The following is a 12389-nucleotide window of genomic DNA, read 5'->3' on the forward strand; positions in this document are numbered from 1 at the left end:
CAGGACAAAAATGCCAAGGTGATTTGCCATGGAGGCAAAAGAACCGGATGTGGATGCCCTGGTGCGCCGTCGGCTCCGGGAACTGCGGGTCCGCCAGGGCCTGACCTTGGACGACGTGTCCCGCCGCGCTCAGATCGACGTCTCGACGTTGAGCCGGCTGGAATCCGGCAAGCGGCGCCTGGCACTCGACCACCTTCCCCGCCTGGCGGCCGCGCTCTCGGTGAGCACCGACGACCTGCTGCGCGAACCCGAGTTACCGGACCCGCGGGTGCGGGGCGCCTCGCAGACCCACAACCAGGTGACCTTCTGGCCGCTCACCCGCCACGGCCCGGCAGGCGGACTGCATGCGTTCAAGATCCGCGTCGACCCCCAGCGCAACACCCCGCCATCGGAGTTCCCAGTCCATGAAGGTCAGGACTGGATGTATGTGCTGTCCGGCAAGATGCGGCTGATCCTGGGTGACCGGGACTTCACCATCGAACCCGGTGAGGCCGTGGAGTTCACCACGTGGACACCGCACTGGTTCGGTGCGGTCGACGAGCCCGTCGAGGCCATCATGATCTTCGGCGCCCAAGGCGAGCGACTGCACCTGCACACTTAGAGGTGCGAGGTCTGGTTCACCAGCCGCACCGACGCCCCGCCGTCGGGGTAGAACTCGGCGATCGACAACGAGGCCAGGTCCAGGTGCAACCGGTAGAGAATGCCGGGGCCGGCGTCGAGCGCCATCCGCAGCATCGTCTTGATGGGCGTCACGTGCGAGACCACCAACACCGTCTCACCGGCATGCTCGGTCAGGATTCGGTTGCGGGCCTGGCGGATTCGGCGGGCAACAGTGTCGAAGCTCTCACCACCCGGTGGGTCGACGCTGGTATCGCGTAACCATCGCCCGTGCAGCTCGGGATCCGATGTCGAGGCCTCCGAGAACGTGAGCCCCTCCCACCCACCGAAGTCGGTTTCGATCAGATCGTCGTCCACGGTCACGTCGAGCCCCAGCACCTTGGCGGCTGCGGCCGCGGTGTCGTACGCGCGCTGCAACGGTGAGGTGTACACCGCCGAAATCCCGTCGATGCCACCGATATGCGCCGCGGCAGCGCTCGCCTGACGCTGGCCCAGCTCGGTCAGCGGCGGATTGCCGCGCCCGGAGTAGCGCCGCTCCACCGAGAGTTCGGTCTGACCGTGGCGTAGCAGCAGCATCCGCGTCGGCGCACCGCGGGCACCGGTCCACCCCGCCGGATTGGTGGCCACTTCCACCGATTCGGTCGTTGCTGCGGCGTCCATCGCCTCGTTGGCCAGACGGTCGGCGTGCGAGTTCTGCGCACGCGGAATCCACCGGTAACTGATGGCGTCGAACTGCCGGGCCAACTCCTGGGCCTGCTCGAACAGCACAGCCAGATCGGGGTTCTTGACCTTCCACCGGCCCGACATCTGCTCCACCACCAGCTTGGAGTCCATGGCGACCGCCGCCTCGGAGGCCCCCGCTGCCAGCGCCTCGGTCAACCCCGCGATGAGGCCGCGGTACTCGGCGACATTGTTGGTGGCCGTGCCGATCGACTGCTTGGCCTCCGCCAACACCGCCCCGCGATCGGCGGAGAAAACGACCGCGCCGTACCCCGCCGGGCCCGGGTTACCCCGCGATCCCCCGTCGGCCTCGACCAGAACTTTCACGAACCGAAACCCTTACTGCGCAACAGAATTGCACCACACTCCGGGCACCGCACCACATCGTCCTCGGCGGCGGCGGCAATACGCGCAGACTCGCCACGGTCGATCTCGATTCGGCAGGCGCCACACCGGCGGCCCTGCAGCACCCCGGCTCCCGCCTTCTGGTAGAGCGCCACCAACTCCGCATCGAGGCTGTCCACCAACGCGATTCGGCGCTGGCCGGCCACCGTGCGGCTCTGCTCGATCTCGGCCAGCGCAGCATCGCGGTCGGACAGCGCGTGCGCGACGTCGGCCCCCAGTCGGTCGATCTGCTCCTGCTCACCGGACTGCTGGGCCACCAACTCCTCGCGGCGCTCCATCACCTCCAGCAGCGAGTCCTCCAGCGACGCCTGCCGCCGCTCCAGGGTCTCGAGTTCGTGCTGGAGCTCGGAGAGCTGTTTGGGATTCACCGATCCCGAGTCCATCAGTGAGCGGTCGCGGTCTTCTCGCTGGCGCACCCCGTCGATCTCGGTCTCCAAGCGGGCTGCCTGTCCGTCGAGGTCGTCGACGGAGATCTGCAGCACGGCCACCCGGTCAGCAGCGGCACGCTGCTCGGCCTGAAGCTCATCGAGGCGCTTCTGCTCGGCCAAAGTCTTGGCGCGGTGCGCGATCCGGCTCAGATCGGCGTCCAGCTCGGTCAGTTCCAGCAGCAGACGCTGTTGCGCGCTATCGGCTTTCATCACTCTCCACATTCCACGGGTCGGTGCGGATCTCACTGACCCGCACCGGCAGTCGGCCACCGAAGTGGCTGGTCAACAGGGCCGCAGCCTGGTGGCACCAGGGCTGTTCACTGGCCCAGTGCGCTACGTCGACAAGCGCCACCGGCGAACCCCGCCGGTACTCGTCGGCCGGGTGGTGTCGCAGGTCGGCGGTCACGTAGGCCTGCACCCCGGCGTTGTCCACCGCATCCAGCAGCGAGTCACCGGCCCCGCCGCACAGCGCCACCCGCGAGATCAGCGCTTCGGGGTCACCCGAGGCGCGCACGCCCCAGGAGGTGGCCGGCAGCCGTCGTCGCACCCGTGCCACGAACGCCGAGAGCGGTTCGGGCTCGGGCAGTGCCGCCACCCGCCCAATCCCCACGTCCGACGGCAGCGGCGCCAGCGCCAGCACGTCGAACGCCGGCTCCTCGTAAGGATGCGCCGCCCGCAGCGCGGCCAGCACCCGGGTACGCAGGCGTGCCGGCGCGATCACCTCCACCCGGTCCTCGACCACCCGCTCCAGGGCGCCGGGGGCACCGATCATCGGAGTGGCGGCCGCGCCCGGCAGGAACTGTCCGGCGCCCGTCACCGACCAGCTGCACTGGGAGTAGTCACCGATCCGGCCGGCGCCGGCGTCGAACAGCGCCGCGCGCACCGCGTCGGTGTGCTCGACGGGAACGAACGTCACCCACTTGTCCAGCTCCGCGGCCGACTCGGGGTCGAGCACGCGGGTGACCGTCAGCCCCAGCGCGTCGGCCAGCGCATCCGACACCCCGGGCGCGGCGGCGTCGGCGTTGGTGTGCGCGGTGAACAGCGCCGACCCGGCCCGCAGCAGGCGGTGCACCAGGGCACCCTTGGGGGTGTCGGCGGACACGGTGTCCACCCCGCGCAGCAGCAGGGGGTGATGCGCCAGCAGGAAGCCCCCGGCGGGTGAGTCTGCGACCACGGCCGCGGTGACGTCGACCGTCACTGTCGCCGAGGTCACCGTCTCGTCGGGGTCACCGCAGACCAGGCCCACGGAGTCCCACGAATGCGCAAGGTGGCGGGGGTAGGCAGCATCGAGCACCTCGATGACCTCACCCACGCGCGCACTCACACTCAGAAACAGTAGTGGTCGCGGCATCAGGGACAATGGCAGCGTGGCACAACCCCCGGAACCCGTCTCGACGCCAGAGCTCGTGCTGTTCGACCTCGACGGCACGCTCACCGATTCCGCCGAGGGCATCGTGGCCAGCTTCCGCCACGCCCTGGCGGCGGTGGGGGCCGACGTTCCGCGGGGTGATCTGGCCGGCCGGATCGTCGGCCCGCCGATGGCGCTGACGCTGCAGCGTCTGCTCGGTGACCAGGCCGCCGCGGCGCTGACCGCTTACCGGGCCGACTACACCACCCGCGGCTGGTCGATGAACAGCGTCTTCGACGGTGTCGAGGACCTGCTGGCGGATCTGCGCGCCGCCGGGGTGCGGTTGGCGGTGGCCACGTCGAAGAACGAGAAGACCGCCCGGCGCATCCTCGAGCACTTCGGGTTGGCCGGCTACTTCGAGGTGATCGCCGGCGCCGACGGTGCCCGCGAACACAAGGCCGACGTGGTGGCCCACGCCCTGGCGCAACTGGCGCCGCTGCCCGAACGGGTGGTGATGGTCGGCGACCGGCTCCACGACGTGGAGGGCGCCGCCGTTCACGGCATCACCACCGTGGTGGTGGGCTGGGGTTACGGGCGTGCGGATGTGATCGACGCCGCTCTGGGTGCACGGCGGGTGTCCGACATCTCCGAGCTGCGGGAGGCACTGCGTGCCTGACCCGCTGCATGTGACGTTCGTGTGCTCCGGCAACATCTGCCGCTCCCCCATGGCGGAGAAGATGTTCGCGCACCAGATTGCCGAACGGGGCCTGACCGACCGGGTTCGCGTCACCAGCGCGGGCACCGGGGCATGGCATGTCGGCGAGGGCGCCGACCGGCGCGCCAACCGCGTGCTGCGCGAGCACGGTTACCCCACCCAGCACATCGCCGCCCAACTCGACGACGACCACCTGTCGGCCGACATGGTGGTCGCCCTGGGCCGCAACCACCTGCGCATCCTCACCGACCTCGGCGTCGAGAAGGACCGGCTGCGGATGCTGCGCTCGTTCGATCCCCGCTCCGGCGCGCACGCCCTCGACGTGGAAGACCCGTACTACGGCGACCACTCCGATTTCGAGGAGGTCTTCACTGTGATCGATGCGTCCTTGCCCGGGCTGCACGAGTGGGTGGACGAGGCGCTGCGATGAAGCGCTGGGCCTTCGTGTTCAAGCCGCAGTGGCTGGCCATGGCGGTGGTGGTGGGCGCGTTCGCCTACCTCTGCTTCACCGTGCTGGCGCCGTGGCAGCTGGGCAAGAACACCAAGACCTCCCGCGAGAACAGCCAGATCAACGCCGCCCTGACCGCGGACCCCGTGCCGGTGAGAGACGTGCTACCGCAGCAGGATTCCGCGGCGCCGGACCTGCAATGGCATGAAGTAACCGCCACCGGGCGCTACCTGAGCGATCAGCAACTGCTGGCCCGGCTGCGCGTGGTCGAAGGAGAGCCCGCCTTCGAGGTGCTGGTGCCGTTCGCGGTCGACGACGGGCCCGTGGTGCTGGTGGACCGCGGATACGTGCGCCCCGAAGAGGGGTCACGACCGCCGGAGATCAACGCGCTTCCGGACGGGACGGTCACCATCACCGCCCGGCTGCGGGACTCGGAGACCGCACCCGCCGGCCGCGACCCCTTCACCCAGGACGGTTACCAACAGGTGTACGCCATCGACACCCGGCAGGTGTCGACGCTCACCGGCACTCCCCTGGCCGGGTCCTACCTGCAGCTCGTCGACAACCAGCCCGGGGTGCTCACTCCGATCCCGATACCGCATCTGGACGCCGGGCCGTTCCTGTCCTACGGCATCCAGTGGATCGCCTTCGGCATCTTCGCGCCGATCGGGCTGGGCTACTTCATCTATGCGGAAGTCACAGCGCGCCGACGCGACCGCGAAGCCGCCGAGCAGATCGCGGCCGCCGACACCGCGCCGACGGTCGAAGACAAGCTCGCCGACCGGTACGGGAAGCGACGCTGACCGCCAGCACGGCCGCCGCCAGCTGAACCCACCGGGACAGCACCACCGCGCGCCGCAGGTCGACGACCTCGGGGATCCTGCCGTCGCCCAGGGTCGGCCGAATCTGCAGTTCGTGACGGTACTGCGTCGGCCCACCCAACCGGACCTCCAACGCGCCGGCGAACGCCGCTTCCACCACCCCGGCGTTGGGGCTCGGATGCTGCGCGGCGTCGCGGAACCACGCGCGCGCGGCACCGCGCGGGGAGCCCCCGACCAGTGGTGCGCACACCACCGTCAGAAGCCCGCCCACCCGCGCCCCGACGTAGTTCGCCACGTCGTCCAGACGGGCTGCCGCCCAACCGAACCGGGCGTAGCGCGGTGAGAAGTTGCCCACCATGGCGTCCAGGGTGTTGACGGCGCGGTAGGCCAGCACTCCGGGCGCTCCGGCCACCGCTGCCCACATCAGCGGTGCGACGTGGGCGTCGGAGGTGTTCTCGGCGATCGACTCCAGCGCCGCGCGGGCCAGTCCGGCCGCGTCCAGGAACTCGGGGTCGCGGCCACACAGCGACGGCAGCAGCGCCCGCGCCCCGTCGAGGTCGTCGGCTTCCAGGAGGTCGGCCATCCGTGCGCCCGTTGCCGCGAGCGACCGTCCCCCGAGCGCCACCCAGGTGGCCGCGCCCACCCCCGCCGCTCCGGTGAGGGCACTGCCGAGCAGGCCCGCACCGCCCACCAGAACGCCGGTGTACACCGCACCCGCCCACCGGCTGTCCCGATAGAGCGGCCGCTCCAGCGCAGCGGCCGCGGTGCCGAGGCCCGCCACCGGGTGACCCCGCCGGGGGTCGCCGAGAATCTGGTCGGCCAGGTAGCCGGCGAGAATTCCCACAGCTCTGCGCCCAAACACCCCGGCAGCGTCTCACAGCGTGCTTCACTGCCCTCATGCCCATGCCGGATCGCATCCTCACCGCTGCCACCGTCATCACCATGGACGACGCCGTCCCCCGCGCCGAGGCGGTGGCTGTCTCGGCGGGGCGCATCGTCGCCGTCGGGTCGCTCGCCGACTGTCGGGCAGCCCTACCGAATGCCGAGGTGGTAAACACCGGGGCGGCCGCCCTGCTGCCGGGTTTTGTTGAGCCGCACGGACATCCGCTGGTCAGCGGTATCGCCACCCAGGCGCCCGCCCGGTCCATCGCCCCGTGGGACGCCCCCACCTGGGCCGATGTGCAGGCCATCTACGCCGACGCCATGACCAACTCCGATCCCGCCGAGCCGTTGTGGTTCGCCGGCTACGACGCCCTGCTGCTGCAACGTCCGTCGCCCAAGGCGGCCGATCTCGACGAGATCTTCGGCGACCGGGTGGTGATCGTCACCGACAACTCCGGGCACGGGGTCTACTTCAGCAGCGCCCTCATCCGCAAGAACGGTTGGGACGTCGCCCCGCCGCCGGACCCGGTGGCCAGCCGCTACGGACGCAACGCCGACGGTTCACTCAATGGTCAGGGGTTCGAGCTGCCGGTGGTGCTCGCGGTTACCGGGCCCTTGCTGGCATCGATGGGCAACCCGCTGATCGCCGCGGCCCGCTACTACGCCGAGATGGCCCGTGGCGGCTACACGTCGTGTTCGGACATGACCTACGACCCGAAGTTCCGGGCCGGGTACGAGGCGCTGGCCGCGGCGACGTCGTGCCCGCTGCGGGTCAGCATGTGGGAGGTGTCCACCTCGGACACCTACAGCCAGCCGGAGACCTTTGCGACCTCCGAGGACTGGCTGCACAAGGCCGGGGTGAAGCTGTGGACCGACGGATCCCCGTGGGTGGGCAACATCGCCATCTCCTTCCCCTACCTCGACACCGAGACCACCCGAACGGCGGGCATCGACCCCGCGGTGGCCGGCAGCGTTGCCTCGATGAACTACACCCGCGAGCAGTTGGACGCCATCCTGGACAAGGCGGTACCGGCCGGCTGGCAGATGGCGTTCCACGCCAACGGCGACCTCGCCCTCGACCTGGCCCTGGACGCCTATGAGGATGCGCTGACCCGGCACGGTGTGCTGGGCACCGATCACCGCTGGCGCCTCGAGCACGCGGGCGCGGGCACCCGCGCGCACTTCGACCGCGCCGCGCGCCTCGGGGTCCACCTGTCCATGTCGCCGTTCCAGTACTACTACTGGGGCGATCTACTGGACGGGCAGATCTTCGATCACCAGCACGGCAGCCAGTGGCAGGCCTTCGCCGACGCGGTGGCCTCCGGGGCCTGCGTGTCGTTCCACAACGACGGGTCGGTGTCGCCGCCGGCGCCGGTGAACAACATCGCCACCGCCGTGTCGCGGCGGACCCGCGCCGGGGGCGTCCACGGTGCCGAGCAGGCCATCTCCCTGGACGACGCGCTACGCGCCCAGACCATCAACGCCGCCCGCACCCTGCGTCGCGAACACCTCGTCGGGTCGATCAGCGTCGGCAAGCTGGCCGATTTTGTGGAACTGACCGCCGACCCCTACACCGTCGACCCCGCACAGTTGGCGGAAGCAGCGCGGGTGACGGGCACTTGGCTGAGCGGTACACGGATTGATCTGGACGCGTTCCTCGATTCCGTGGGCGATGTCGATCACGCCGAGCACGCGCAACTGACAGCTCATGTGAAGCCTGGCTGCTGCTGAACGAGAGCCGGCGCCAGGATTGGGGTACTCGGTCGCCATGTTGAGCAAAATCCTGCAAGTGGTCGAAGGCCTGCCGAGCATCGTCGGTGTCCGCATCGGAACCGAGGAGCCGTTCTTCGTCGAGGAAGCCACGGTGGGGCCCGTTCAGATCCGCCGGTACGGCCCGCGGATCGCCGCGCAGACGGCGGTCGACGGCGACGGGCAGGACGCCCGCAGCGAGGGTTTCCGCCGGCTGGCCGGTTACATCTTCGGCGGTAATCACCGCTCCACGGAGATCGCGATGACGGCACCGGTGGCTCAGCAGAGCCAGTCCATCGCGATGACGGCACCGGTGGCGCAGTCCCGGACCGCCGATGGCGCGTCGGTGATCCGCTTCTTCATGCCCTCGAAGTACTCGCTGGACACGTTGCCTGAACCCGATGACGGCCTGGTGACCCTGGTCGAGGTGCCCGGCGAGACCATGGCTGTACTGCGGTTCAGCGGTGACCGCAGCGAGCGCGCGGTGGCCACCAAGACCGCGGAGCTGCTGGATCTGTTGCGCGACAGCAGCTTCGCACCCGCCGGCGACCCGGTGGCGTGGTTCTACGATCCGCCGTGGACGCTGCCGCCGCTGCGGCGCAACGAGGTCGCGGTCCCGGTCGCCGCGGCGGCGCCCCAGCCGTAACTACGTCTTGTCCGCCATCCGCGGGTCCGGGATCGCGCGGATGGCCAGTAAACCGGTCGGCGAGGTGTGCAGCGCTTCGTACTTCGCCGCGTCGATCTCGCGAGCCGGCGGCGTGGGGCGCGGTTCGGTCAATCGTTCGATCAGGAATCCGGCGCCCCGCAGCTCCTCGCAGGTCTGCTCCAGCGGTGACAACCACCACCGCACGTGCCAGCCGGCGTTCCAGGTCTCTTCGATGACGCGAGGTTGAAAGTAGTTGCCGCCGTGGCGCAGCCAATCACCGGTTGGATGCATCCGGGAGAGCACCAGCGCGCCGCCAGGCCGCAGCACCCTGGTCAATTCCGCCAGCGCGGCGGTTCTGTCGTCGAGGTACTCCAGTGCCAGCGCCAGCAGCACCAGGTCCACCGAGCCGTCCGGCAACCAGTCCAGCGGGTGCGCCAGGTCGTGGGTGCGGAATTGCGCCTGTGGGACCCGCTGGGTACTCAGCTCCACCATGCGTGGGCTCTGATCGAACCCGATCACCTGGGCACCGCGGCGGGTCAGCTCCGCCGCGTAGTGGCCGGGCCCGCAGGCAGCGTCCAACACGGTCTTGCCGTCGACGTCGCCGAGGAGGTCCAGACAGGCCGGGCGGTCGTAGTGGGCGTTGTAGAAGTTGTCGCGAGCGTGGTCGGCGAATTCGTCGGCGAACAGGTCGTACTGCGGCTGGGTTCCGACTTCCTCAGGCACTCGCGTGAGTCTGCCCCACCGTTGACACTGCGTCCACCGCGACTCCTTCTCGCACTTTCTCGCGCTCACCGCAGTGTCAACGCATAGTTCCTGCCACGGTGGGAGCAATGGCTGCCAACCCGAAATCTTTGCCCTGACCTGCCGGTTATGCCTCTCAGAACGGAGCGGAAAACCCTCCCGAACCGCTGACATAAGAGAGAAGAAGACCATGAAGAATTTCACCGCCGCGACTTTGATCGGCACCGCCCTGACCGCCGCCACCCTCGGACTGGCCGCCCCCGCGCTGGCCGCCCCCACCGGCGCCGGCAACGCCCAGGACACCATCAGCTCGCTGCAGGACCAGGGCTACAAGGTGATCGTCAACCGCCTCTCGACCGCCCCGCTGTCGGAAGCCAGCGTCGTCTCTACCGGCTTCGGCCCCACCTTCAGCCACACCAACACCAACGCCGGCAATCAGGGCGGTTACGGCGCCGCGTCCGACCGCGCTTTCGCCCCGGTGAACACCCAGACCGTGTACGTCAACGTCCGCTGACCCCAGCGTCGCAGAGAAAAGCTCCCCGCACCTGGGGAGCTTTTCTGCTGTCTGGACCATCCCGATGAGTTCCCCTCGACAGCAGGGTCTACCTGGCATGGGATTCATCGACATCGAACTCTTCGCAACTCTGGATCTGGTGGGCCAGGGCCCCGGGGGCCCTGAGGAGGACCCGATCGGGTTTCCGTTCAGCGGGTGGCAGGCCCCGCTGATGAACGAGACGGCGGGCGCGCAGGTGGCCGCGGCGTACGAGGGCACCGATGCCCTGCTGCTGGGGCGACGCACCTACGACATCTTCGCGGCCCACTGGCCACATCAGGACGACGAGTTCGCCCGACTTTTCAACAGCATTCCCAAATACGTGGCCTCACGTGGCATGCCCCAGCTGTCCTGGGCCGGCTCCACCCAACTCGGTCCGGACCTGGCCGCCGCGGTGCGCGAGATCCGCGAACGCCACGAGCGGATCAAGGTGGTCGGCAGCCTGAACCTTGTTCAAACCCTCCTGCATGAACGGCTTTTCGACCGGATCGACCTCTGGTTGCACCCGATCATGCTGGGCGTCGGCAAGAAGGTGTTCGACCACGGCGTGGTGCCCTCAAACCTCACCCTCCTGGAGCCACCTGCCACGTGCCCGACGGGCACGGTATACCTGCGGTACGGGCTGGCGGCCGGTGTTCCCGCGACCGGGGACATGACCGCGGGATAGCTGGCACCCACGTGTGCGCACTGATCGCTACGCTTGACCCAGCACGCCGCGACGGCACACCAGCGCGCGGGAGGGAGATGGCATGGCGACACCGTTATACCGACGTGTGCTGCAATTCACCTCCAAATATGCTGTGCGTCTGCTGATCTCGGTCGCAGCTGTGGTCGCGATCGTGTGCGCACTGGTCACCTGGGGTGGCACTGCGTCGCTCACGGCGTCCGCCTCCGACTGGTGTCCCACCCTGACCGACCACGACGTCGACTGCGGCGTCATCACCCGTCCACTGGTTGCCGGGCAGCCGCAACTGGGCACCATCGAGATCGGCTACGCCTTGGTGCACCACAGCGGCCCCGATGCCACACCCGCCGGCACCATCATGCCCAATCCCGGCGGCCCGGGTCTGCCGACCATCGCCTTCGGCACCGACGTGGCGACACTGCCCGACGACATGCTCGACGACTACGACGTGCTGCTGATCGATCCACGCGGAACCGGTGTGTCCACGCCGATGCAGTGTGGTGTTGACCAACGCGATTTCGAGACCGGCTCACGCGACGATCAGCGCACCGCGGTGGCCGAGTGTGCTGATGACCTGGGTGCCCGGGCGGCTGGATATACCTCGGCAGCCACCGCCGACGATTTCGACGCCGTGCGTGCCCATCTCGGCATCAACAAGGTGATCGCCTACGGATCCTCCTACGGCACCTATTTGATGACCGTGTACGCCCAGCGCCACCCACACCGCGTGCAGTCGGTGATCCTGGCCGGGGCCTACCCGCTGGACTTCGATCCCCTGCAGCGTCCCAACGCCGAAGCCGTCGACCTTGCGCTGCAACGGATCTGCGAGCGCAGCGGGCAGTGCGACGGAGACATCGCTGTCGACGATCTGCACACTGTGGCAGCACAATTGCGCGACAACCCGATACCGCTGGGCCGGGTGGATCTGACCGAGGGCGAGTTCGCGAACCTGGTCTTCGAAAGAGCAACCAGCGGGGTCGGCGGGGATCCCGACTCGATGACGCCGCTGGGCGAGTTGCCGGCGGCGCTGCACGCCGCGGTCAACGGCGACGACGAGCAGCTGCAAGCCCTGATGCTCGATCTGTTGGGCGACGATGACGACGGCGGCGGCGACGGTGATGACCTGTACGTAGCGGTGTCCTGCAACGACTACGTGACGTTGTGGTCACCGGACGCCGATCCGGCCACCCGCCAGGCGCAGTATCAGGCCGCGCTGGCCGACGCCGGTGACCTCGGCGCCTTCAGCGCGTCCGGGTTCGCCCAGGCTCAGCACGACGGCGGCGATGTCTGCATCGACTGGCCGGCCGGTGGCGCGCAACGCCTCGACGCCACCCAGCACCCCCTGCCCGCGGTTCCGGTCCTGGTGCTGTCCGGCGATCTGGATGCGGTCACCCCCGACGAGAACGGTCTACGGGCCGCCCGGCAATTTCCGCAGGGCACGTTCGTGGAGGTACCGAACCTCGGCCACACCCCGGACAACGAACCCAGCGGCTGCGTCGCGGGCATCATCGGCACGTTCATCCGTAATGGCGCCACGGGTGATTCCGCACAATGTCTGGACGACATCCCGGCCATCGACGTCGAACCGGTGTCGTGAGGGCGCTGTCCGCCGGTTTCCGGTGAAGCGGGT

The 12389-nt window shown here is 69.1% G+C and carries 14 protein-coding genes; 9 read left to right on the forward strand and 5 right to left on the reverse strand.

The window, feature by feature from the left end; translation table 11 throughout:
- The first annotated feature begins 28 nt into the window (after positions 1 to 28).
- Positions 29 to 601, forward strand: a complete 573-nt coding sequence (locus G6N58_RS27810; RefSeq protein ID WP_115280652.1) for a helix-turn-helix domain-containing protein — start codon at positions 29 to 31, stop codon at positions 599 to 601.
- Here the strand turns inward: G6N58_RS27810 and G6N58_RS27815 are convergent.
- From G6N58_RS27815 to G6N58_RS27825, 3 genes are read right to left on the reverse strand one after another with little or no spacing between them, the layout of a single operon-like run.
- Positions 598 to 1665, reverse strand: coding sequence for a bifunctional RNase H/acid phosphatase (locus G6N58_RS27815; RefSeq protein WP_115280651.1), 1068 nt, complete (start codon positions 1663 to 1665; stop codon positions 598 to 600). The genes G6N58_RS27810 and G6N58_RS27815 overlap by 4 nt on opposite strands.
- A complete protein-coding gene (locus G6N58_RS27820) occupies positions 1662 to 2381 on the reverse strand; it encodes a zinc ribbon domain-containing protein (RefSeq protein WP_115280650.1) in 720 nt (239 codons plus the stop codon). The genes G6N58_RS27815 and G6N58_RS27820 overlap by 4 nt, the downstream gene beginning before the upstream one ends.
- A complete protein-coding gene (locus G6N58_RS27825) occupies positions 2368 to 3495 on the reverse strand; it encodes a Nif3-like dinuclear metal center hexameric protein (RefSeq protein ID WP_232068030.1) in 1128 nt (375 codons plus the stop codon). The genes G6N58_RS27820 and G6N58_RS27825 overlap by 14 nt, the downstream gene beginning before the upstream one ends.
- Between G6N58_RS27825 and G6N58_RS27830 the strand changes: the two genes are divergently transcribed.
- The 3 genes from G6N58_RS27830 to G6N58_RS27840 are packed head-to-tail and all read left to right on the forward strand — an operon-like array spanning position 3470 to position 5485.
- A complete protein-coding gene (locus tag G6N58_RS27830) occupies positions 3470 to 4195 on the forward strand; it encodes an HAD-IA family hydrolase (protein ID WP_115282007.1) in 726 nt (241 codons plus the stop codon). The two genes, G6N58_RS27825 and G6N58_RS27830, sit on opposite strands and share 26 nt — an antisense overlap.
- Positions 4188 to 4664 carry a low molecular weight protein-tyrosine-phosphatase gene (locus G6N58_RS27835; RefSeq protein WP_115280648.1) on the forward strand — a complete coding sequence of 159 codons (477 nt, stop codon included), beginning with the start codon at positions 4188 to 4190 and terminating at the stop codon, positions 4662 to 4664. The genes G6N58_RS27830 and G6N58_RS27835 overlap by 8 nt, the downstream gene beginning before the upstream one ends.
- Complete coding sequence (locus tag G6N58_RS27840; protein ID WP_115282006.1) at positions 4661 to 5485, forward strand: SURF1 family cytochrome oxidase biogenesis protein; 825 nt, start codon at positions 4661 to 4663, stop codon at positions 5483 to 5485. The genes G6N58_RS27835 and G6N58_RS27840 overlap by 4 nt, the downstream gene beginning before the upstream one ends.
- Here G6N58_RS27840 and G6N58_RS27845 read toward each other — a convergent pair.
- Positions 5379 to 6365, reverse strand: a complete 987-nt coding sequence (locus G6N58_RS27845) for a cobalamin biosynthesis protein (protein ID WP_115280647.1) — start codon at positions 6363 to 6365, stop codon at positions 5379 to 5381. The two genes, G6N58_RS27840 and G6N58_RS27845, sit on opposite strands and share 107 nt — an antisense overlap.
- Before the next feature lie 35 nt (positions 6366 to 6400).
- Here G6N58_RS27845 and G6N58_RS27850 point away from each other — a divergent pair, with 35 nt between their 5' ends.
- Together G6N58_RS27850 and G6N58_RS27855 are read left to right on the forward strand one after the other, a co-directional pair.
- The gene (locus G6N58_RS27850; protein WP_232068032.1) at positions 6401 to 8116 is read left to right on the forward strand and encodes an amidohydrolase; all 1716 of its coding nucleotides are present in this window, start codon (positions 6401 to 6403) and stop codon (positions 8114 to 8116) included.
- A gap of 37 nt (positions 8117 to 8153) precedes the next feature.
- Positions 8154 to 8780 (forward strand): SOUL family heme-binding protein, encoded by a 627-nt coding sequence (locus tag G6N58_RS27855; protein ID WP_115280646.1) that lies wholly within the window; start codon positions 8154 to 8156, stop codon positions 8778 to 8780.
- Here the strand turns inward: G6N58_RS27855 and G6N58_RS27860 are convergent, their stop codons facing one another.
- Positions 8781 to 9503 carry a class I SAM-dependent methyltransferase gene (locus G6N58_RS27860; RefSeq protein ID WP_115280645.1) on the reverse strand — a complete coding sequence of 241 codons (723 nt, stop codon included), beginning with the start codon at positions 9501 to 9503 and terminating at the stop codon, positions 8781 to 8783.
- Positions 9504 to 9711: 208 nt separating this feature from the next.
- On the opposite strand from G6N58_RS27860, the gene G6N58_RS27865 reads away from it, so the two are divergent.
- The 3 genes from G6N58_RS27865 to G6N58_RS27875 all read left to right on the forward strand — a co-directional run bounded on the left by G6N58_RS27865 (position 9712) and on the right by G6N58_RS27875 (position 12356).
- Positions 9712 to 10035: a hypothetical protein gene (locus G6N58_RS27865; protein WP_163908494.1), complete on the forward strand. Its 324-nt coding sequence runs from the start codon at positions 9712 to 9714 to the stop codon at positions 10033 to 10035.
- A gap of 97 nt (positions 10036 to 10132) precedes the next feature.
- Positions 10133 to 10741, forward strand: a complete 609-nt coding sequence (locus tag G6N58_RS27870; protein WP_115280644.1) for a dihydrofolate reductase family protein — start codon at positions 10133 to 10135, stop codon at positions 10739 to 10741.
- A gap of 82 nt (positions 10742 to 10823) precedes the next feature.
- A complete protein-coding gene (locus G6N58_RS27875; protein ID WP_115280643.1) occupies positions 10824 to 12356 on the forward strand; it encodes an alpha/beta fold hydrolase in 1533 nt (510 codons plus the stop codon).
- Positions 12357 to 12389: the final 33 nt, after the last annotated feature.

This window comes from Mycolicibacterium tokaiense (assembly GCF_010725885.1).
Taxonomy (GTDB): Bacteria; Actinomycetota; Actinomycetes; order Mycobacteriales; family Mycobacteriaceae; genus Mycobacterium; species Mycobacterium tokaiense.